The 23,709-nt window shown below is 29.1% G+C and carries 19 protein-coding genes; 2 read left to right on the top strand and 17 right to left on the bottom strand.

The window, feature by feature from the left end:
- Positions 1-61: 61 nt before the first annotated feature.
- Positions 62-574, top strand: coding sequence for a GNAT family N-acetyltransferase (locus ASC36_RS07730; protein WP_055425924.1), 513 nt, complete (start codon positions 62-64; stop codon positions 572-574).
- Positions 575-757: 183 nt separating this feature from the next.
- Here the strand turns inward: ASC36_RS07730 and ASC36_RS07725 are convergent, their stop codons facing one another.
- The 11 genes from ASC36_RS07725 to ASC36_RS07675 all read right to left on the bottom strand — a co-directional run bounded on the left by ASC36_RS07725 (position 758) and on the right by ASC36_RS07675 (position 12,744).
- The gene (locus ASC36_RS07725) at positions 758-1,042 is read right to left on the bottom strand and encodes a hypothetical protein (RefSeq protein ID WP_317038630.1); all 285 of its coding nucleotides are present in this window, start codon (positions 1,040-1,042) and stop codon (positions 758-760) included.
- A gap of 508 nt (positions 1,043-1,550) precedes the next feature.
- On the bottom strand, positions 1,551-2,150 hold the full coding sequence (locus ASC36_RS07720; protein WP_055425923.1) for a nitroreductase family protein: 600 nt from the start codon (positions 2,148-2,150) through the stop codon (positions 1,551-1,553).
- A gap of 139 nt (positions 2,151-2,289) precedes the next feature.
- Positions 2,290-3,336: an alpha/beta hydrolase gene (locus tag ASC36_RS07715; RefSeq protein WP_055425922.1), complete on the bottom strand. Its 1,047-nt coding sequence runs from the start codon at positions 3,334-3,336 to the stop codon at positions 2,290-2,292.
- 235 nt (positions 3,337-3,571) lie between these two features.
- On the bottom strand, positions 3,572-5,785 hold the full coding sequence (locus tag ASC36_RS07710) for an AAA family ATPase (protein ID WP_055425921.1): 2,214 nt from the start codon (positions 5,783-5,785) through the stop codon (positions 3,572-3,574).
- A gap of 663 nt (positions 5,786-6,448) precedes the next feature.
- On the bottom strand, positions 6,449-6,640 hold the full coding sequence (locus tag ASC36_RS07705) for a hypothetical protein (RefSeq protein WP_055425920.1): 192 nt from the start codon (positions 6,638-6,640) through the stop codon (positions 6,449-6,451).
- Positions 6,641-6,879: 239 nt separating this feature from the next.
- On the bottom strand, positions 6,880-8,055 hold the full coding sequence (locus tag ASC36_RS07700) for a C1 family peptidase (protein ID WP_055425919.1): 1,176 nt from the start codon (positions 8,053-8,055) through the stop codon (positions 6,880-6,882).
- Between the two features lie 12 nt (positions 8,056-8,067).
- A complete protein-coding gene (gene lepB / locus ASC36_RS07695) occupies positions 8,068-9,678 on the bottom strand; it encodes a signal peptidase I (RefSeq protein ID WP_055425918.1) in 1,611 nt (536 codons plus the stop codon).
- A gap of 67 nt (positions 9,679-9,745) precedes the next feature.
- The gene (gene dapB / locus ASC36_RS07690) at positions 9,746-10,447 is read right to left on the bottom strand and encodes a 4-hydroxy-tetrahydrodipicolinate reductase (protein ID WP_055425917.1); all 702 of its coding nucleotides are present in this window, start codon (positions 10,445-10,447) and stop codon (positions 9,746-9,748) included.
- 36 nt (positions 10,448-10,483) lie between these two features.
- Positions 10,484-11,083 carry a DUF5683 domain-containing protein gene (locus ASC36_RS07685; protein WP_055425916.1) on the bottom strand — a complete coding sequence of 200 codons (600 nt, stop codon included), beginning with the start codon at positions 11,081-11,083 and terminating at the stop codon, positions 10,484-10,486.
- A complete protein-coding gene (locus ASC36_RS07680; protein WP_055425915.1) occupies positions 11,080-11,964 on the bottom strand; it encodes a ParB/RepB/Spo0J family partition protein in 885 nt (294 codons plus the stop codon). The genes ASC36_RS07685 and ASC36_RS07680 overlap by 4 nt, the downstream gene beginning before the upstream one ends.
- Positions 11,965-11,967: 3 nt before the next feature.
- Positions 11,968-12,744: a ParA family protein gene (locus ASC36_RS07675; RefSeq protein WP_055425914.1), complete on the bottom strand. Its 777-nt coding sequence runs from the start codon at positions 12,742-12,744 to the stop codon at positions 11,968-11,970.
- A gap of 319 nt (positions 12,745-13,063) precedes the next feature.
- Between ASC36_RS07675 and ASC36_RS07670 the strand changes: the two genes are divergently transcribed.
- On the top strand, positions 13,064-13,450 hold the full coding sequence (locus ASC36_RS07670) for a Spy/CpxP family protein refolding chaperone (RefSeq protein WP_055425913.1): 387 nt from the start codon (positions 13,064-13,066) through the stop codon (positions 13,448-13,450).
- Between the two features lie 414 nt (positions 13,451-13,864).
- On the opposite strand, the gene ASC36_RS07665 is transcribed toward ASC36_RS07670, so the two are convergent.
- The 6 genes from ASC36_RS07665 to polA form a co-directional block, all read right to left on the bottom strand.
- Positions 13,865-15,706: an ABC transporter ATP-binding protein gene (locus ASC36_RS07665; RefSeq protein ID WP_055425912.1), complete on the bottom strand. Its 1,842-nt coding sequence runs from the start codon at positions 15,704-15,706 to the stop codon at positions 13,865-13,867.
- A 47-nt stretch (positions 15,707-15,753) separates the two neighbouring features.
- Positions 15,754-17,349 carry a BamA/TamA family outer membrane protein gene (locus tag ASC36_RS07660; protein ID WP_055425911.1) on the bottom strand — a complete coding sequence of 532 codons (1,596 nt, stop codon included), beginning with the start codon at positions 17,347-17,349 and terminating at the stop codon, positions 15,754-15,756.
- 159 nt (positions 17,350-17,508) lie between these two features.
- A complete protein-coding gene (locus tag ASC36_RS07655) occupies positions 17,509-18,417 on the bottom strand; it encodes an alpha/beta hydrolase (protein ID WP_055425910.1) in 909 nt (302 codons plus the stop codon).
- 94 nt (positions 18,418-18,511) lie between these two features.
- Complete coding sequence (locus ASC36_RS07650) at positions 18,512-19,237, bottom strand: hypothetical protein (protein WP_055425909.1); 726 nt, start codon at positions 19,235-19,237, stop codon at positions 18,512-18,514.
- Positions 19,238-19,291: 54 nt separating this feature from the next.
- Complete coding sequence (gene pgeF / locus ASC36_RS07645; RefSeq protein WP_055425908.1) at positions 19,292-20,080, bottom strand: peptidoglycan editing factor PgeF; 789 nt, start codon at positions 20,078-20,080, stop codon at positions 19,292-19,294.
- Between the two features lie 59 nt (positions 20,081-20,139).
- Positions 20,140-22,965 carry a DNA polymerase I gene (gene polA / locus ASC36_RS07640; RefSeq protein ID WP_055425907.1) on the bottom strand — a complete coding sequence of 942 codons (2,826 nt, stop codon included), beginning with the start codon at positions 22,963-22,965 and terminating at the stop codon, positions 20,140-20,142.
- Positions 22,966-23,709 lie beyond the last annotated feature (744 nt).

Raw genomic sequence — 23,709 nt, 5'->3', positions numbered from 1 at the left:
AATAAGCTTTTAAATAAGAGTAAATAAGCTTAATTTTAAAGGATATTTAATTAACAAGTTTATGATAAGAGTTAGAAAAATTTCTTTGGCTGATTTGGAGAAACTTCAGGATATAAGCAGTAAAACATTTATGGAAACTTTTGAAAGCTTGAATACAAAGGAAAATATGGATAACTATGTGCGTAAAAGTTTTAATTTACAACAATTAGAATCGGAACTGAATAATTATTATTCTGAGTTTTATTTTGCAGAGTTGGATACCCAAGTTGTCGGCTATTTAAAAATTAATTTTGGAACTGCACAAACCGAGATTAAAGAAAATAAAGGAATGGAAATTGAAAGAATTTATGTACTGAATTCATATCAGAAAAAAAGAGTAGGGCAGCTGTTATTTGAAAAGGCTATCTCCAGTGCTAAAGAAAAGGGTTGTAACTATGTGTGGTTGGGAGTTTGGGAAAAGAATACAAAAGCTCAACATTTTTATAAGAAAAACGGTTTTGTAGAATTTGATCAGCATATTTTTGTTTTAGGTAATGATAAGCAAACGGATCTTATGATGAAATTAGAGATCTAATAATTACCTATTTATTTTCTTTTGTTTTGAAATAAAATTTTTATCCGTGAACTCAATTATATTCTATCAAGGTAGTAAATCGAAGAAACAAAAATTCAAGACAAATAAAAATTTGCTATTTGTTAAACATTTATTTTTCCTCTAAATTTGTTCAGATTAATTAATCATAGGTTTTATTTGACATTATTTTCTTTGAATCAACTTTTCCAACTTATCAATCATTTCTTTTTGCTGTTGCAGCATACGTTCGTAAAGTTCAACTATTTTATCTAAAGGGTCAAAATTTGGCGAATTGTTAATTAATGTAGCAAATTGTGGTGATGAATGATCGTGATTGTTGAAAAAAGTATTAGCTATCACGTTAGTAGCTGAATCTTCATCAAAATTTTTAATAGCTTCTACAGGAAAATTCAAAATTTCGGAAATTTTTTGTAAAGTTTCATATTCTATTTCTTCTCTTGCTTCCAACTTAGATACGTAGCCTGAGTGACATTTAAATCTAAAGCCAAAGCTTATTGTTTACTACCAAGAATTTCTCGGAACTTTTTAATATTTCTTTCCTGATGTACTTTTTTAGGTATACTATTATCTATCATAAAGCAAATGTACTAATTAATCTTATGGCTAAGATATATTTATTTTAAATATAATATAAAATGATTTAATTTTTTAGTAAAATATCAATTTATTAGATTATTAACAAGAGAGTAAATGCAGATTTTTGTGAGGGTTATTGTATTATTATTTACATCCTTTTATCTAAAAACCCAATTACTTATATTCTTGAAATCTTAACTTGAAATCTAAAAGTGTTAAATTTAATCGGTAAAACTATGTGATATAAGTGAAGAATAGGAAGATTAAATTTACTTTATATCAAAAAATTATTTTTTTGTTTAAATCTATTTGTTTTATACAATATAAAAAAATACTATTTATTAATTAAATAGTATTTTACCGATAGGTTTTATTTTATTTATTTAGATTGAATAATTTTATCCACAGCTAATCTGGATTTTGGATTTACAGTCGGTTGATTTTGATCTTCCGGATTTCTATAACCAATTGTTACAGCAAAAAGAGTTGTATAGTCTTTTAAATTTAATATTTCATTATATTTCTTAGCTTCAATTCCTTCCATTGGCGTACTATCAATACCTAAATCGGCACAAGCACTTAAAAAGAATCCCAATGATAGGTATACTTGTTTTTGAAACCATGACTTTATTTCAAATTCTGATTGGGGTTTAATTACTTGGTTATAGTATTCCATACTTCCTTCAGGCAAATAATTGGGCATTCCTTCTTCAAATTTTTTGATGTTATCACAAGCACTAAAAACAATGATATGACTGCAATCTTTTATTTTTTGTGAATTAAATTCAGAAGCTCCAGCTAATTGATCTTTCAAAGTTGGGTCAGATATAAAAATGAAATTCCAAGGTTGACTATTAATAGAAGAGGGACTAAGACGTAAAATTTCTTTTAACTTTTGAATATTCTCTTCAGAAACTTTTTTAGTCGGATCGTATAATTTAGTAGTATACCTGGTTTTTGCTAGTTGTAAAAAATCCATATTTTCTAATTTTAAAATTTTAATAATTATTTATTCTTTTACTAAGTTATGAAGATAGGTTGAATTAATTAAATTACAATGATAATACAGAAGAATTTTTTTGCTAAAATTTTAAAATGATATGGAATCTTACTAACTACTATTTTAAATGTTCTTTAAAAAAATGCTCCAACTTATCAAAAGGAATTATGGTAATTTTATCATATAAATCAACATGAACGGCATTAGGTATTATAAGTAATTCTTTTGGCTCGGTAGCCAATTGATAAGCATCTTCGCTAAAATATAGAGAATGTGCTTTTTCTCCTGCAATTAATAAAATGGGACGGGGAGATATTTCTTTGATATAGGTTAAAATAGGCATATTCATAAAGGATAGGGGATTGGTGGCATTCCAAGCTCCGGTTGAATTTAAAGATCGTTCATGATATCCTCTGGGGGTACGGTAATAATCGTAAAAATCCTTAACAAATTGGGGTTCATCTCCTTTCAGCTTTACAGGATTCAATAAGGGGCCGGCATGAAATATTCCTGCTTCTGCATCTTTCCAACGTTGCTCACTTAATTGCTCTAATAGTTTAGTTCGATCATTTAAGGTCATTTTATCGCGATCACCTTTTGCCATCACTCTTGACATATCGTACATACTTGTAGTGGCAACAGCTTTAACTCGTTTGTCTACAGCACTAGTATTTAAAGCAAAACCTGCCCAGCCGCAAATACCAATGAGACCGATTTTATTTTTATCCACTATTTTTTGAATTCCAAGAAAATCAACAGCAGCGCTAAAATCTTCTGTATTGATATCAGGCGAAGCTACATTGCGTGGTTCTCCGCCGCTTTCTCCGGTGTAAGAAGGATCGAAAGCTAATGCAATAAAACCTCGTTCTGCCATTTGATTTGCATATAATCCCGATGCTTGTTCTTTAACAGCCCCAAAAGGTCCGCATACGGCAAGGGCCGGTAAAGGTTTGTTGTCATGTTTTTTAGGGATGTATAAATCGCCGGTCAGGGTTATTCCGTAACGATTTTTAAAGGTTACTTTTTCTCGTATTACATGGTCGCTTAATTTGAAAGTATAATGCTCGGCTTGGTTGATTGGATTCATTTTTACTTGATATTGATTTTGCTGACAACTTCCCCATATAGCTAGGGTCAATGTCAGTAATGTTATTATTTTTTTCATTCGTTACTGATTTATGTTATTATAAAAACTGTTATCAAACCTTATTTAAGATGTAATTTATGAATTTAGAGGTTAAAATTTAATTTTTATGTAAATATAAGAATGATATTCTTATTTTATTTTGTTGTAAGGTTCATTTTTAGTAGTCTGTAAAGCTCATCGAAATTATTGAAATTTTAATGCTACCAATATATTTTTAAGCTTACTTTACATGCAATTGATAAAAATTCGGTTTTTATTCATTCATCATTTTATTATAGTGGTCTTCATAACCTGAAATTTTAAATAATTGGGCAAAAGCTTCTTTGAAATCTTCATAGTTAAATTCCTTTATGTCAAATATATTCTGACCTAATGAATGTGATTCTCTATTTACGTATCTATAAAACCCTTGATATTTTATATTATTTATAAATTCATTCTGTTGAAAGTAATTATTGAGGTTAATTTTTTCAACAAAATTGAAAAAATATTCAATAATATTTCTCATACAATTAGCAATTAAAGCAGGGGGTTGATCCTTATCTTTTACAATATACCAATAAGCATGATAATCGTTTTGGATTTCTTCATATTTCATTTTCTCAAATGAACATCCGGTGTCGTTTTTTTTAAGACGAATAAGTTTTTGATTTTTTTTTCTTATTTTATGATCTCTTTCAGTAATTTCATAATAGAAATATAAACTATGTGTTAATATGAACACTTGTTCATAATTATATTTCCAAGTATTATTGTCTCTTACTCCCAAAAATTCATTCTTTATCAATCTACCCACATTAAAAATAAAAATATGGGATAAACTTGAAATGGGATCATCAATAACTATAATTTTTTTTATTTTTTTGTCTTCTTGTGATATATTTTTCTTACCTTTGCATAATTCTATGAAATATAAAAAACTAATAATCATTTTTTCTCCCTCACTAAGTGAAATGAAAACATTTTGATTATTATTTTCACGTACTATTGTATAAAAATTTTCGGAATGTTTTTTTATACTGAAATTTGTAATTCCTAAATCAATTAAATTCTTATTTATATTTTTAATTGGTCCTTCAATATTTGAAGTATTTTTTTGTAGTTGAGTTTTATTTTGTATTTCATTGTTAATTTCACTATTTATACTTTTCATTAAATTTTCCAAATTATGAATTTCATTATTAGATTTAGATTTTAATTTGAGATATGAATTAATGTCATCATCATAATTCCAACGCATAATTTGCCAAAATTGATTTTCAATTTCTTTTTTTACCTTTTCAACATCTTTTAATTTTTCATTATAATCCAAAATGAAATTATTAATGAAATTAATAATTTCATTTAATTTATTAATAACAATTGATGAATTGTTGAGTGTTATTAATGCACTCGGTGTACTAATTTTTTGCTCAATTAATCTTTTATTTTCTTTGAAAATGTCAGTAAGTTTATCATAATTTAATTCGTATTCTTTTATAAAATCTAAAGCTTCAGAATATGTATTGATTATATTTTTTAAATCAGGAAGTTTAGGAATTGTTAATTTTGAATAATCTTCTGAAAGCTTTTTAAGCTGTTGGATATCTTTTTCATAAGATTCATTAAAATAATTTTGTATATTTTTTCGGAAAATATCCGAGATAGTTTTTTCTTGACAAAAAGGGCATGTTTCAACATTACCTGAAGATTCAGGTGATAAATATTTTTCATATCCGGCTTTTACCCAATCAGAATTTCCGAGTTCTTTAATAAGTTGTGATACTGTACTGTTTTCATTACCAATAATTTGTTTACTAAAAATAAAATGATTTTCTATATTCTTTGACTGTTCAATGAAAGATATCTCAGAAAATAAATCATAGGTTGTTGCATTCACTCCCGATAATGATTGTAATTCATTTTTTAAATCGCTTATAGTTTTTGATGGTTTCTCACTTGTTTTTTCTATAGTAGTTAAATGAACGAAAAGCCTGTCCCTTGCTTTTTTACCTTTTAAACAATAATCAAAAACACGACCTTCCCCGGAATAACTTGTTTTAATTTCCCAAATTTTATCTTGTGCATCTGCTAACTTATCATCCTTTAATTTATTTTCTTCAGCAATTTTTTTTTCAAATGCTTGTTTTTCTTTGTTTAACTCATTAATTTTATTATCGACCTGAGTTATCTCAATTTCAACTTGTTTATTTTGTTCTGAAAGTGTAAATATCCCTTTTAAGCTATTGGATTCATAAAAATTGTCTTCAATAAAAGATTGATTGTAGACAAGTATTTGAGTATCATCATCTAAGCCTTCAATAGAACAATAACTAAATTGTTCTTCATCTTTTTTATAAAGAAAATTTGATAAAGTGCTTTTACCTGTACCATTTAATCCATATATGAGATTTATCTTTTTATCAGTTTCTAGAGTAGTTTGATTTTTATAGCATGCTACATTTTTTAAATTTATCTTAGTGATCATTTCAATAGAAATTTTAGTTTTAGGTTATTACGCTCAGTTTAATTATTTTATATTGAGGTCATATTAAATGCGATATTATATTTAAATCAATGATTTTTATTATTAATAATCATTACGGGTAAATAAATTTTTTTGTTTCTATTAATTTTTTTAGAAAGCTTTAGTAAGATTTCATAAAGATTTCAAAAATTTACTCAAGTAAGAAAATAATTTTCCGCACGGATGTGCAATGCGTATATTGATGCATAGTTATTTATTCATCTTAAAGTATAAGTTAAGGCATGAGTTTTTATTATTTGATATAAGCTAAGGTAATAAAAATTAAATAAAAAATAAAATAAAAAAAATAATTTTTTCTAAATAAATTGTTTGTAAAGAGATATATAAAAGGAGGCTTTTCTTGGAAAGGTAAAGGCCTTTGAAGGATTCATTTTAGAAAAAATCATTACTGATATGTAAAAATAATAATATTATGTTAAATAGGAAATAGAAAAAAGTAAGAGAAATAGTAAAGGTGGTTAACATTCTTTATCTTTTTTATGTAATATCCATTAATTTAACTGTGTTAAATTCAAGTGGTAGAACAAAGAAAATAAAAAAATCAAAAAAAACAAAAACTTGCATTTATATTCTGGGACTCTAAATTTGTTACTATTTTTTAAGTTATTCTTTTGATTGATACCTAAGAATTAAAAAAGTAAGAAAAATAAAAAACTCATTATGCTCATACATTTGTTTTTTCTTTTTTAATTTTAAAGGCAATAAATTTTCTACACAAACCGGGTTGGCTGCACGGCCGTTTTTTATACATAATGAATAATTTTTGGAAAATTCCGTAAAATGTATTGGTCTCATAAAAGTTCTATTTACTCGTAGCTCTGAACATTTGCGTAGACATAGAAATTATAGAAAAATCCGTTAATACTGCCGTAAATTTAAAATGTAAAATTTACCTATAATTTATATTATGTTAAATAGAATTAATTATCATTCCTTCAATTTAATCTAATTGTATTTTTATCAATAATTTTACAATCTCCTTTGCTTTAATGATAATTTCTATAATTTTAAATATTTTATAATTAATGAATATTTTAAAGACTGAGCTTTTTATATAATTTTTTTGGAATGGCTTTTTTATTAACTAAGATAGCAGTAGATTTAAATTGTACGTAATTTTTTGTGACATATAAATATCCCTGAAAATCATTGGAAACGCCCCACGAGTTTTTAACTAAATAATATTCCTTGCCGTTTTGGTCTTTGGCCAAACCTACAATATGCATGGCATGATCATCGGTTGTAGATTTGTTGTTAAAGGCTTCTTGACGCATTTCTTCAGTAATTATCTTTTCAGGCTTAGGGTGACTGAATAAATTTGCTTTTTCTTCGGAAGAAATGGAATAAATATTTGTATCCGGAACATAAGCAACACCGTTTTTCCAACTAAAATACGGTTCACTTACGTCTGCCGCCCATCCAACTGTGTATCCTGTTGATAAGGCATGGTCTATAATAGTAGTCAATTCATGCATAGGTACATTATACATCCTATCTCCACTCCAGTTATCGGGTAAGGGTGGATAAAATGATTTATAGTACTCGTAATCTTTAAATGATGATATTTCTATATAATCATTTGGATTTAAATCAACTATTTCATCGGCAAATGTTTTAGGAGTATACATTTTTCCTTTATAAATAAACGTTTCGGGGACTTTTCCAATATACTTATCTAGAATTGATGAGAAATTGAATGTCCAGTTTGTATTTATAGGAGCTTTTTGAATTTTTACCTTATCCAGATACTCTTTAAGCTCTTGTTGCATTTCACTGAAATTATTCTTTATTGCACCATTAATGAGTCCGGTATAGGCTTCTTGAGGGACAATTCCATATTTTTTGTACATATTTATGACGTCGTGTAATGAACCTCCATCACCATAATTTACAAAACCGTCCATTAAAACATAAATCTTGGCTTTTTCTTCGTAAGTTCTCCTGGCTGTGTATATTTCTGCAATATCTATTACACGATTATGTTTTTTATATATTTCAGATTCCAAAAATGAATTTCCTGCATAGCTCCAGCATGTACCTGAGGAACCTTGGTTTTTTACATTTGTATTATCAAGTTGCTTAACTAAGGTAAATTGAAAGTTGCTCTTTTTTGATTTATTATCCTTAATTTTATTGATCAAATCATCTTGAGCATAAGTTACAGATTGTAGAATCAATAACAGTAAGATAGAAATGACGGTTTTCCTCATAAATTAATGCAATTATTTTTTATCTTTTACTCTCTTTTTCTTTTGTTTTAAATAATCGTAAGCGAAATAACCTCCTAATAACAATACAAAAACCGGAAAATAATTAGTTTTTTCATTAAGAGGAGCGTTTGTATTTACGGTGCGGAACATTCTATTCCATCTTATTTTGAATTTTGCCGGATGTCCGAAAGGATCATTTTCAAATAAGCCTTGAATACTTAACCAGGTAAAAACAGGTGTTCCAATAATATGATCTTCCGGTACATATCCAAAATATCTGCTATCCAGAGAGTTATCTCTATTGTCTCCCATCATCCAATAATAATTTTGTTGAATTGTATAGGTGTTGGATTCTTTACCGTTTATATAGAATTTCCCATCTTTTTCCTTTAAATCGTTGTTTTCGTAATTTTTTATGATTCTCCGATATTGATTTATATTCTGAGGGGTTAACTGAATAATGTCTCCTTGCTTAGGGATAGTAATGGGCCCATACTGAGATCCGTTCCAACCGCTATGTAAGGGGAAAATGGAGTTAGTAGTATCAATTTTTGTTTTAGCAATATCTCTATAATGAATTCCCTCTTCCCCTTTATTTGCAAATAAAATCCTAATGGAATCAACTGTATCAAAGTCTTTTATTTTGGCCGCATTTTCCTTAGTAAGTCCTTTAAAATAATAAATATTTTTACCGTGCTCGTCCATTCCTTCTTGGTAAGTAGCATATCCTAATAAATCTTCAATTTTTCTTTGGCTGATGCCGGCTTCGGTGGTATATACTAAATAATCTCTTTGCTGTTCTTCATCTTTCTTTATTTCTTCAGGTTTTCCATTGACCAATAAGTTTCCATCAATTAATTGAATTTGATCTCCTGGTAAACCAACGCAACGTTTTACATATGGGTCTTTTCTATCTATGGCTGTGTGAAGTGAATCTGTAGGGTAATTGAAAACAACAATATCATATCTGTTAACCTTAGTCCAACCGGGAAGTCTCAAATAGGGTAAACGAATTTTATCTACATAGGAGTTTATTTGGTTTTGAGGCTGTTGGTTATTTCCCAATGGAATTTTATTTTGCAAGAATGGCAAAGCTACCGGTGTCATCGGGATTCTTATTCCGTAATTTAATTTACTGACAAAAAGGAAATCTCCAACAAGTAAGGTTCGTTCCATGGATGCAGTTGGAATAGTAAATGGCTGAATTACAAAAGCATGAACTATGGTCGCAAAAATAACTGCAAACAGGACCGCTGATATAAAAGTTTCTTTTCTTTCTTGTTTTCCACTGTATTGTGTTTTGGGCGAATAGTTTATGTAGGCCAAGAAGATAAATGAGAAAAACAAAACCAATAGGGCATCTAAATAGGATCGACGATTATAATGCCTTATAAAATCCACTAATATAATAGCTCCCATAATAGGACCTACAATGGGGATAAATACTATAATGAACCACCACCAAGGACGATGAATGATTTTTAATGTAATTAAAATATTGTAAAAAGGGAGCAAGGATTCCCATGCCTTTCTACCTGCTTTTTGAAATAATTTCCAAGCAGTTAGGAAATAGAGTATATTTGAAAGTAAAGCGAATAGTAAATAATAGGGTAAATAATGCATGAGATAATATTTAAATCTTTTTAATAATTTAGTTATTTATTTGCCTTGATACAAAAGTAATTTTTATCTAAAATCCTAGCACATCTTTCATAGTGAAAATACCTTTTTTTCCGATAAGCCATTCAGCTGCTATTAATGCTCCTATAGCAAAACCTTTTCTGGAATGGGCGACATGTTTAAATTCAATATCGTCAATAGGTGAGTTGTATATTACTGTATGTGTTCCGGGAACATCATGAACTCTCTTAGCTTCAATTCCCAATAAATTATTATTGGTCTTATATGATAATTTCCATCCATCAAAGCCGTATATCGGAATGATTTCTTCTGCAAGAGTTATAGCTGTACCGCTGGGTGCGTCCTTTTTTTCTGTATGATGTATTTCTTCAATATGAACAGTATATTCCTGGTATTTATGCATAATTTCAGCCGCTCTTTTATTTATTTCGAAAAATAAATTAACTCCCAAGCTGTAATTGGAAGAATAAATGAATCCGCCGTTATACTTTATACAAATATCCTTTACTTGAGGTAGCTTATCTAGCCATGCAGTCGTTCCACATACGACCGGTATTCCAATTTCTAAGCAAGCGGTTACATTTTCATAAGCAGTAGAAGGAGTTGAGAATTCAATAGCTACCTCTGCGCCATTTAAATTTTCCTGAGTTGGTTTTTTTTCTAATCTGGCAACGATTTCGTGATTTTGATTTAGGGCTATTTCTTCTATGGCTTTACCCATTTTACCATAACCTACTAAAGCTATTTTCATAAGAATATATATTAATTATTATTAACATTTACAATTTTAAAATGATAGGCAAAGTGAAAGTCCTACTTTTTGATTATTAAACCATGTATCTGCATTTTCCATAATAACAGGTCTGACGGCAAGATCTTTATCTTTATCAAAAATCGATAGATGTGCATCAACTGTAGCATCAACTATATTTAAAAGATAAGCAAGAGAGGTCAGCACTATTGCATAATCCCTATTTCTCCTCTCTGAATCTTGTGCATTAGCTAAAACTTTTGGACTAATGCCTGCAACATCTGAAAATTGATGTCTTTGTCCGCTTAGTTCTGCTAAATATGCTTTATGATATTTATTATATCTGTTATTGTAATACTTTATAAAACCTATTCCGGCACCAATAACCCCTAACACAATGGGAGCTTTAATATATTTTCTATTGTATAATTGTCCTAAACCGGGAAGTATAGCTGAATATAAGGAAGCTTTCAGAGGGCTTCTCAACATAGTTCGAGTAAGCGAATCTGTTTGATTAATATTTCGAATTATAATTTCATCTTCACTACCAGTGGTATTGTTTTTTTCTTGATTTTGAGCTAAAATAAAACAAGTAAGAAATAATGAAATTATAACCAATATTTTCTTTTGTATCATTCTAATAATTTCTGAATTCTTTCAAATTCTTCCGTTGAATCAAAATTAATGATAATTTTTCCTTTTCCTTTTTCTGTAGCCTTTATTTCAATAGTAGTTTCGAAATAATCTTCAAAATTTTTCAAACCTTTTTTTAGATGATTGGGTAATTCCTTTTCTTTAGATACTTTTTTGCTTTTAGGATTTTTAAAGGTACGTATGAAATTTTCAGTTTGTCTTACAGATAATTGTTCACGTACAATTTTTTCGTATACAAATAATTGTTTCTCTTGTTCTTCCAAGGAGATTAGCGCTCGTCCATGTCCCATGGAAATAATTCCGTCTCTTATACCGGTTTGGATGATTGGAGATAATTTTAATAGCCTTAAATAATTGGTTATGGTACTCCTGTCCTTCCCCACTCTGTTACTCAGATTTTCCTGAGTTATATTGATTTCTTCAATTAATTTTTCAAAGCTGAGAGCAATTTCAATTGGATCCAGATCTTTTCGTTGGATATTTTCAACTAAAGCCATTTCTAAAAGTTCTCGATCATTAGCCAATCTTACAAATGCGGGCAATTTTTTTAGACCTGCTTGTTTGGATGCGCGATATCTTCTTTCTCCTGAAATTAAATCATATTTATCTCCATTTTTACGCACCGTTATAGGTTGTATCAATCCTAACTGTTTAATAGAAATTGATAATTCGTCTAATGCTTTTTGATCAAAATTAGTTCTGGGTTGATTGGGGTTGGTTATAATGTCATCAAGTGAAATTTCCAATATGTTACCTACTAACTCTTCTGCACCTTTTTCTTCGGCAGAATTAACTTTTTTAGAATTCTCACTCAAAATTGCGGATAGACCTCTACCCATAGCTCTTTTTTTCTCTATACCCATAATTTATTTAACTTCAGACTTATTTTTATTTAATACTTCTTCTGCAAGTAATATATAATTTATAGCTCCCTTACTTTCTGCGTCATATTTTAATATGGATTCGCCAAAGCTTGGTGCTTCGCTTAATCGCACATTTCTTTGTATGAGACTGTCAAAAACCATATCCGGAAAATGTGTTTTAACTTCTTCTACCACTTGGTTTGATAAACGTAAACGTGCATCATACATAGTCAATAATAATCCTTCAATAGTTAGATCCGGATTGTGGAGTTTTTGAACACTGTTGATAGTATTTAGAAGTTTCCCTAAACCTTCTAAAGCAAAATATTCACATTGGATGGGAATTATTACGGAATCGGCAGCAGTTAAAGCATTTAAAGTAATTAATCCTAAAGACGGTGCACAATCAATAATTATAAAATCATATTTATTTTTTATGTCTTTCAATGCTTCTTTTAACATGTATTCTCTATTAACCTTATCAACTAATTCAATTTCAGCGGCGACAAGATCAATATGAGCCGGTATTAATTCCACATTGGGGGAAGTAGTGGGTTGTATGGCATCTTGGGCTGGGGCGCTATGTTCAAGGACTTCGTACGTACCGTATTCAACTTCTTCAACATTAATACCTAATCCAGAACTGGCGTTGGCTTGAGGATCTGCATCGATGAGTAAAACTTTTTTTTCAAGCACTCCTATCGCCGCAGCCAAATTTACAGCTGTGGTTGTCTTTCCAACTCCTCCTTTTTGATTAGCTATAGCAATAATTTTTCCCATCTTTATATTAAAATTTCAAGGTGTAAAAATACAATATTTAAACGGTATATTTTGAAAAAATTATCAACATTAGAGGGTGTTATAGCAAGTAAATTAATATTTTTAAAATATATTTATGGTTAATTTCCTCCTCTATTTTTATATATTTAAACTGAACATCATTTTATCTAAAATGTATTTCAAGTATTTATATTAAAATGATTTATCAGTAAATGTTTAGCGCATTATTATATTTTACATATGAAAGCTAACAAATTATGATTTTAAAATTAAACTTTTTACCATATATGTGGTCAATATATGGTAAATTTTAAATTATATGAAAAGAATAATTTTTGTAGGAGTATTAGTATTATCTTCAACGTTTGCTTTTACTCAATCTACATGTGAGAATAGTAAAGATTGTAATAAAAAAGAACAGAAGGTTAAAGAGATGAGGGATAGAATGGCTAAGGAGCTCAATTTAACTGAAGATCAAATAAGAAAAATTAATTTAATTGAAGATAAATATAAAAGTAAGGAAGATGAGTTGCGAAAAAAATCTGAAGAATTGCGTAAACAAATTCATAAATTAAAAGAGGATAAAAAATCTGAAATTAATGAAGTTTTAACTGAGGATCAAAGACAAAAGATTAAAATAATAAAAGAGGATATGCATAATAAAAAGAAAATATACAATCGTGGTGCAAAGTATCATAATAAGTAGTTAGTTTATAAAGGTTATAATCTGGTAAATGGAAATACCTTTGTATTATATTAATGGGTGCATTTGTTTTCTAATCAAATAGGTTTAGCTTAAATAATACATTAATAATACATTCTCTCAATAACTTGATTTCTTAGTTTATGGAAATTTTGAAGAGAAATGCTTCCAAATAACACATTTTATATTGGTAAGTTTATTTTTAATTATAACTATACTCCACATGAAGATAAGAAAAAGATGAGTGAGAATAAGGGCATACTCCAACTAAGATGTTTTAAGCTGATAAGGCAGGAAATGTAGCAGATAAAGAAATTGATACAAATAAATAATGTATTTGTAAATTCAATTATTCTATAATATTGATACGATTATAATTTATTCATAAATGGAAAACATTTGAAATTTTATAAACTGTCAAGAAAAATTCTGCATATCAATTAATTTTTTATAAATACCATTTTTTTCCAATAATTCGCCATGTGATCCTTGTTCCATTATTTTTCCTTTATCCATAACAATAATCATATCAGCTTTTACAATGGTAGATAATCTATGAGCAATAACCAATGATGTCCGATTAGACATTAGATTATCCAAAGCATCTTGTACAAGCCTTTCACTTTGAGTATCTAACGCAGAAGTTGCTTCATCTAAAATCATTATAGGCGGATTTTTCAATATAGCCCTGGCAATGGCTATTCTCTGTTTTTGCCCTCCTGAAAGTTTACCTCCTCCTTCACCAATGGTAGTGTCGAATCCATCAGGCATTTGTTCAATAAATTCAAGGGCATTAGCCACTTTAGCTGCTTCAATTACTTCATCCATAGTGGCATTGGGATTACTTAATTTAATATTATTAGCTATGGTATCATTAAATAGGATAGATTCTTGCGTAACCATTCCCAATAATTTACGGTATACTTTTAAGTTTAAATCTCTTAAATCATGGCCATCAACATAGATTGCTCCGCTATCAACATCATAAAATCTTGCAATTAAATTAGCCAGGGTTGTTTTGCCGCTGCCACTTTGACCTACAACTGCTATCGTCTTTCCTTTAGCGAGGAATAAATTTATGTCTTGAAGAATGGGATGTCCATCTACATATTGGAAATTAATATTCTTTAATTGAATTCCTTCTTTTATTTCTGATAGATTTATTGCATTTTCAGGCTCATAAATTTGTATGCTGGTTTCTAATGTTTCCACCAAACGATCTGTGGATGCGGTGCCTTTATGTAAGTTAGTAATTGAGGTAGATAATGTTTTGGCAGGTTCTAATAATTGAAAAAATAGGGCTATATACACTAAAAATGAAGGAAGATTCAATCCTTCTCCGTCTAAAATAAGAACTCCGCCATACCATGTTATAAAAATCATAGCAACAGAACCCAGAAATTCAGATGAAGGTGAGGCAAGTTCATATTTTTTCATCATATTGATGGATAACCTTCTAAGATTAAGAACGCTATTCATAAACCTGCTTTTCATGGTTTCTTCAGCATTGAAAATTTTAATTATTTTAGCACCATTAAGAGTTTCATCAATAACTGAAAGTACATTGCCTGATTCAGCTAACCCTTTTTTTGCATCTTTTTTCAAACTTTTTCCAATTGAGGAAATAATCCATGCCATAAATGGAAGTACAATAAATGCAATTAAAGTTAAAGAGGGACTAATGGCAATTAAAGCTATTAAAGTAAAAAGAATTGAAAAAGGCGTTCTCCAAAGCTCTAATATGGATGTTAAGATATTACCTTCTACCTCTCCAACATCTCCTGAAAGCCTTATCATGATATCTCCTTTTTTTCTATTAGTAAAATAGGCTACAGGAAGAGTCAAGATTTTATCATACATGCCCACTCGTAAATCTTTTGAAATTCCACTTCTTAATAGAACAATAAAGTATTGGGCTAAATATCTGAAAATATTTCTTAATAAAAATAAAATAATAACGGTAATACAAAGATAGGCTAAGACTGTTTTAGGATTGGTTCCTTCAAGAGAATGATCTAAAAATACGTAAAATTTATATTTTAACTCAGCCATCATACCGTTTGAAACTTGCATTTCTTTTTTGGTTTCTTCAATTAAGATTTGATTATTCCCGCCTAAGAGCATTTCCAATATGGGCATAATGGAAAATACAGAGACTATCGAAAACAGAGAATATAAAACATTAAATAAAATTCCCAATATAAATTCTTTTTTATATGGATAGGCAAATTGTTTTAGTATTTTTTTTAATGAATTCATGCTACCTTGTAATTATTACAAAGGTAAATAAAATTCATTTCTTATTTTTAAAAAGTGGCTTGTATTCCAACATGAATTTTAGAATCTGAGAAATTTATGGGTTTTGAATCATACTTTCCAACTGCATAATTTAATGAAAAAATTCCGAAACGTGTTAAGAAGTTTATTCCTAATCCTGTTCCCCATAAAAAAGGTCTTGCATTTTGATATTTATTTTCAATCCATGCTAAATCTGTAAATAAACTTAAATACAATTCTTCAAACGGAACATACCTATATTCTAAACTTCCAATTATATAAGCATTGGCATAAATGGATTGTTCATTGAATCCACGTATTGTTTTCATTCCTCCGATTTTAAATAATTCGTTTACGGTTAAGGTATCAGATAATAAGGTAGAAGCACTAATTCGAGGTTTAATATAATGGGATCCGGATATTTTTATTAGTTTTTCTGACGATGCTGACAGGTAATATTCAGTTAAATTTTTTCGATCTTCCGGTATATTTCTATAAACGATTCCTTTTACTGAATAATAATTTTTGGGCCCTAAAATATCGTTTTCATTTCTTTCTTTGTATTGATAACTTATCCCTAATCCGGTTTTGGAGAAATTATTGCTACTATCTGATTCTGTTACATAACGTGAATTTTCAAATAACCCTTCTATGCCCAAACGCTGATTCACTGTATATTGATAATAAATATGCTCATGCAGGTGTATAGTTGCATACGTGCTGTCTTGTTTATATATTGTTAAAGAGGATTCTGATCCGAATTTAGACTTAAAAAGGTAAGGAACATTAACTTGAATTTCAAAATTTTGGGATTTTTCCGCTGTAGAAAGCCAGTTTAAGTTAATAGTTTCAAATGAATTCAATAAATTGCCTAATGAAAGTTGTAGTTGCCCATTTACTTTGAATTTGCCTTTATGATCGTTGCCAAAACCTAACATACCATCAAATGAACTGGCTTTTCTTTTTTTTATATATAAAAAGATCTTGGTGGAATCGGGAGTAAATAATACCTGCGGATTTTTTTCTTCAACTATAAAATTAGTTGCTTGTAAAGTAGCAGATATTTCTTTAAGCCTTTCATCGGTGTAAGTTTTACCAAGAAATCCATATTCTAATTCTTTTATTATTCCACGAGGAATTTTAGTGTACCCGTTTATAATAAATGAATTTATAAATCTTTTTTGATTTAGCTCCACTTTAATGGACGCTTCTAATGGCTCATTTTCAATAGATAATTTTGTATAGACTTGGTTGAAAGCATATCCCCTTTTTAAATAATAATAATGTATAACTCCCGCCAGGGAATCAATATTATCTGTTTTGAACTTATCTTTGTTCATAATTGCTACTTTTGATAGGGAATCTAATTGTACCCAAACCTTTTTGTAAAATTTGCCTCTGTTAATATATACTAAAGTTTCTTTTTTAGTTTTTTTTAAGGAGTCCAGTTTTAAGGTGTAAAAGCCTATGGCTACTAAGGAGTCTAATACAAAATTTAGTTTATTATTAGAATAGGTTTTACTAAACCAAAGTTTATTGTTATTATATATCTTTACATTACTTTTTTCAATCTGTCCGTGAAGTAAAAACGGCAAAAGTACTATACATAATAATTTAAATTTCATATTTTATACTTATGTGATTTTAATTTATTATTATGTGAATTTGAATTGTTATTTCAGTTACTTATGCAAATTAGTCAAGTATTCTTGTCAAGAAATTGATCCTTGTTAATATATAATTTGTACAAAAGCCACTGGATGAACGAGCAAAATTTGTTTTATTTATTTAAAATTATTTTTTTCTAAAAAATTATAAACGATGTTCTTCCATTCTTGAGGATACAGTTTTAAATAACTGTGGTGATATGAATCGGGAAAAATTTTAAATTCTTTTTCCTTACTAGCGGAATTCGTAAATATTCTTTTTGATTCTTCAACAGGTATTCTTGGATCTTTTCCTCCACATAATAATAATGTTGGTATCGAGACATTTTTAATATATTCCTCAGGGTTCATTGAAAATGGATTAAATCCGTTCAATACCCCACCCCAAAACATAATTAGATAAGAAAATGGAATCCCTATATAGCGAATTTTACCTAAACGAATTTTAACTGCATCGATCAATCTACCGTAAGGTGCTTCCAAAATAAGAGCTTTAACATTTAAATTATGATCATGTTGAGCTTTGATTATAGCTACAGATCCCATTGAGAAACCACATAAAAATATAGATTTTTCTCTTAATGTGTTTTTTACAAAATCATAAGCATGTTTGACATTTTCTGCTTCTTTGTATCCTAGAGTTGTTTGAATTCCATAGGAACCTCCTGCACCTGAAAAATCTATTAACAAAGTTTTATATCCCATATCTAAAAAAACGTAGGCTCTATCCAACATAGAAGATTTTTCTGATCCGAAACCATGGAAAATCAGGACTATACCTTTAGATACTACTTCCGGTTCAAGTAACCAAGCTTCTAAATATTTATCGTTTTCAACCGGTATTTTTAAAGAGGTAAATTTTTTGGAAGGTTTTAAATCAGTTTTTGGTTTAGGTATGGAAACTCCAGTAAACAGTGTAGAATACCCTACATTTATATGAATTTTAGAGGCATCTTTTTTATAATGAGTCAAACTATATGCCTGAATTCCGGCAATTAAGTTAATTAAAAGAAAAAATAAAAACAAAAGAAAGCTTGCAATTCTTATGAAGTAAAAATTTTTTTTTTCATTATTATAATACTAAAACATACAACATTTTGTAAATATAATAATTATTTTTCTATTGTTTTTTGTCGTCCCAATTACTGTCAAGTAAAAGTTTTTCTAAGAGATTTTCTTTTCCCAATAAATAGGCCGAGTTAATGCTGAAAATCCAACGTTCTGCTTCGAAAAATTTTTCTTGCATTTTAATAATCTCTGTTTGATTTAAATAATGAAGTACCATGAAAATAAGGGAAAATAAGATCAATACAAGGGAAAATAAAAAAGTTGGGTTTACTTCCTGATAGGCAGATAGAGTAAACGATTGGTGGTCATATATCCAATCGATAAGTAAAACTATACATGAAAAAAGAAAAAGACCTATTGAAGTCATATAATTCAGAATGGAATATTTATTTAGTTGTTTTATTTTTTGTTCGTAATCTGCCTTAAGTATCTCAAATTCTTGCTCAGTCATCTTCCAGAAATCTGAAACATTATAATTATATTTTTGATATTGAATTTTTTCTAAGGTGATGAATTTGAAAATTATATATTCCCATACTATTCCCAATACTAGTACAAAAACTAATACTATAATTGAAAGAAAACTATAAAATATATTTTGTATGATATTATAGTAAAATCCTAAACTAATTATTCCTATAAATAAAACAATGAAAATAATTATTTTAATTTCTCCATAATTTTTTCTTTTGATCGCTTGAAGTTGTTCATTAACTTTTTCTTTACCTAAACCCAAGGTATTTTCTAATTTATTTTTATCAAAGTTAAATTTATTCATTATTATAAATTTATTAACAAAAATAGGTATTAATAGGTAGATGTAATTAAAATATTATTTTAATATACCTCCTGTTATCATTCTCCCTGAATGGATAGTTTGTCTACGTGCTGAAAAAAATAAATTCGGATGTGTAACGGTACATAATCCTGATATTTCTATGTTTCGAGTAGATATTCCTTCTTGTATTAAAAGTATTTTATTAGCTTTCCAAAGATCTATATGATATTTTAGTGTTTGTTTATTTTGAATCATTATTTTTTCTATAGGAAATTCTTCTTCTTTAAACGCCTCAATAACTTCTTCCCCAACTTCAAAACATTCTTGGCAAATTGATGGTCCTATGCCAGCCAATAAGTCCTCAGGCTTACTATTAAATTCTTGGATCATTTTAAAAATCGTTTTCAATACAATTTTATTTACAGTTCCCCTCCAGCCTGCATGAATGGCTGCTAAAACTTGTTTTTTAGGATCGTATATTAATATTGGAACACAATCTGCAGTAGTTATACCTATAGCTATACCTTTCTCATGGGTAAGTAAGGCATCTGTATTCTGAAGTAATTTTTGTTGTTTTTCTGTTGGTAAATGTAAAAAATCACGATCAATAGCTACAACATGATTGCTGTGAGTTTGAAAGGGTATGAATAACCTATTGGGTGATATTTCTATTGCTTTACAGAACCTTTTTCTATTTTCAATCACATTTTGCAATTCATCACCCGAAGAGGTACCTAAATTGAAAGATGTATAATTACCAACACTTACTCCTCCATCGATAGTAGTTGTAAAATGTTGTAATTCGCTGTATACTGATAAATTATCAAATCGAATGAAATTCATATATTGAAAATAGAATAATTATAAATCAATTGTGTAGTTATTAAAGTTATATAAAAACATTAATGAGCTTCCAGCCAGTTCGTACCAACACCAACATCAACAATTAAAGGAACCTCCATGCGTACGGAGTTTTCCATTGTATTTTTAATAAGGGCTGATACTTCCTTGATTTCTTCATCAGGAGCATCAAAAACCAATTCGTCATGTACTTGTAACAGGAGTTTTGTTTGATAATTTTTTTCATGTAATAGCTCATGAATTTTTATCATGGCAATTTTAATAACATCCGCTGCTGTTCCTTGGATGGGTGCATTGACAGCATTTCTTTCAGCATGAGAACGAACTACGTTGTTTTTGGAATGAATATCCGGCAAATATCTTCTTCTTCCTAATAAGGTTTCAACAAATCCATTTTTACGAGCAGTCTCAATCTGTTCGGATATATATTTTTTAAGTTCCGGATAGGCTGCATAATAAGCATCAATTAAATTTTTTGATTCCGAACGTGATAATCCGGTTTGTTCACTTAAACCAAAGGCAGAAACTCCATAAATAATTCCGAAATTGATTGTTTTCGCATGAGAACGTTGTTCTTTAGTTACTTGATCCATAGGTATATGGAATACTTTTGAAGCGGTAGCTTTGTGAAAATCTTCTCCGTTATTAAAAGAGTTGATCATAGCCGAATCTTTACTCATTGCAGCTATAATTCGTAACTCTATTTGTGAATAGTCAGCAGAAATAATTTTATGATTATGGTCTTTTGATATAAAAGCTTTTCGTATTTCCTGTCCTCTTGGTGTACGTATAGGTATATTCTGTAAATTCGGATTATTGGAGGCTAATCTGCCTGTAGCAGCTACAGTTTGAGCAAAGGTAGTATGCACTCTTTTGGTTATCGGATTGACTTCATCGGGAAGCGCATCCACATAGGTTGATTTGAGTTTTTGCAACTGTCTGTATTCTAATAATAAATCAATGATTTTATGGGTATGAGCCAGTTTTAGCAATACTTCTTCACCGGTTGCGTATTGACCTGTTTTGGTTTTCTTGGGTTTATTTCCTAATTTTAATTTATCAAATATAATATCTCCTAATTGTTTAGGTGAATTGATATTAAATACTTCTCCTGCTAGTGAATATATTTCTTTTTCTAATCGGGAAAGATCTTCTACCAATTCTTTAGACATATCTTGTAATGCATGAATATCTAAATTAATTCCACACCATTCCATATCTACTAAAACTTTCATCAATGGCATTTCAATTTCAGTAAATAGCTTTTTAAGATTATCTTTAGCTAATTGTGGATCTAATTTATTTTTAAGCTGTAAAGTAATATCGGAATCTTCAACTGCATATTCTTTTTGTTCATCTAAGGGTACCGAGGAAAATAATTTTTGATTTTTTCCTTTTTTGCCTATCAGAGATTCAATGGAAATAGGTTTATAATTGAGTTCCGTTTCTGCAAGTATATCCATATTATGCCTTGCATCGGGATTGATCAAATAATGGGCTATCATGGTATCAAAAAGTATTCCTTTAACTTCTACCTGATATCTTCTTAAAACTTTATAATCATATTTTAAATTTTGTCCAACTTTGGCTATATTCTCATTTTCAAAAAAAGGTCTAAGAATTTCAATTAATTCTTGTGTCTTTTCTTTATCTTTTGTATTAAAAGGAACATAATACCCTTTAGCTTTTTCATACGAGAATGAAATACCTACTAATTCTGCAATCATAGAGTCAGTTGAAGTAGTTTCCGTGTCAAAACACACAATATTTTGCTTTGAAAGCTTTTCAACCAGTAATTTTACAGCCATAGGGGTCTCTGTCAGTTGATACAGATGATCGGTATTTTCAATGGTTTTCCAATTTGAGCTTTCTTTCATTTCGATATCTTGATCTAAAGTATCGAATAAAGATCTTTGTCCAGTAACCGAAACACTATTTGATAAATCCTTTTCCGGACCATTTTCACTTTCAAAAATATTAGGATATGTTTTTTTAAAGTTAACGATCATATTTCTGAATTCTAAATCTTCAAAAATTTTAATTACCTGATCAACATTGGGCTTATCCACTGTTAAACTTTCATAATTAAATTCTATAGGGACATTGGTTTCTATAGTTGCCAATTTTTTTGATAAAAGCCCTAATTCTTTATTCGCTTCGACTTTTTCTCTCATTTTTCCTTTTAATTCAGAAGAATGGGCAAATAAATTTTCTATGCTTCCATATTCTTTAATAAATTGTTTGGCTGTTTTTTCACCTACTCCGGGTATTCCGGGTATGTTATCAACGTTATCCCCCATCATTCCTAAAAGGTCAATAACCTGAGAAGGTGTTTCAACCTGAAATTTATCTTTAACGGCTTCTATATCCCAAATCTCAATGTCATTTCCTCTGGATGCTGGTTTAAAAACAAAAATATTTTCTGAAACCAATTGAGCATAATCTTTATCGGAAGTCATCATATAAGTGGTGTATCCTTCCCTTTCTGCTTTTTTAGCTAGAGTTCCTATTACGTCGTCTGCTTCATATCCCTCTTTTGACATGCAAGGAATTTTTAAGGCTTCAAGTATTTGGTGAATATAGGGTACTGCTATACGAATAGCTTCCGGGGTTTCTTGGCGATTGGCTTTATATTCTTTGTATTCCCGATGGCGGAAAGTTTCTCCCACATCAAAAACTACGGCCAAATGTGAGGGATTTTCTTTTTTTATTAAATCGAAAAGGGTATTGGTAAATCCAAATATCGCAGAGGTATTTATTCCTTGAGAGTTAATTCTTGGATTTTTAATAAAGGCGTAATATGCTCTAAATATTAAAGCATAAGCGTCTAAAAGAAATAATTTTTTATCACAATCTTGACTGGTCATTCGTTCCGATTATTTTATTTATGTATTAAATTCAAATATAAGATATTTGAATTTAATACTTGAAACTATATATTGTATAGGGGTTAAAATGAATTGTACATAATTAATAAATAAAAAAAAGCCGAAAAAGCCAATCTAGAAAAGGGATTGAGTGAATTTTTAAAATATTGGCTAGAAAAATGAAATGTACATTTACTACTATTTTGCCACCATTTTAACCACCTAATAAACCCTTAAGGTTAATAATAGACTATTTACTACCATAAAGTTACTAAAACCCGTTTAAAAACTAATATTAAGCCTATATATACTAATTAAAATGAGTATGATATTTCATGCTCATTTTTTGTATGTATTAATTTTGTTATAAAACAATAAAAAAGAGTTGGGTATGCAGTTGGGTATGCAGTTGGGTATGCAGTTGGGTATGCGAAAAGATAAAAAAAACAACTGATTTAAATACATATAATTACGTTTTAGCATTAAAAATACAACTAAAAAACAACAATAGGGCATATATATTCCATAAAGTAAATAAAACACATGTTATACAAGTATCTTACAATCAGCATATTAAATAAAAACAAACAAAAAAATGTGTGTTTGACTGTATTTAAGAAGCAATATTGATATATAATTATGATATAACATTATAACGAATAGATAATTTTACCATAGCTAAAGCTCTAATATTTTTAATGGGTTCGTCTTTAGGTTGATGATGTTGATTTTGGGAAACCAGCT

The organism is Apibacter mensalis, from assembly GCF_001418685.1.
GTDB classification, from domain to species: Bacteria; Bacteroidota; Bacteroidia; order Flavobacteriales; family Weeksellaceae; genus Apibacter; species Apibacter mensalis.
Note: the sequence above shows the minus strand (reverse complement) of the source record. Positions and strands in the feature narration are given on the sequence as shown.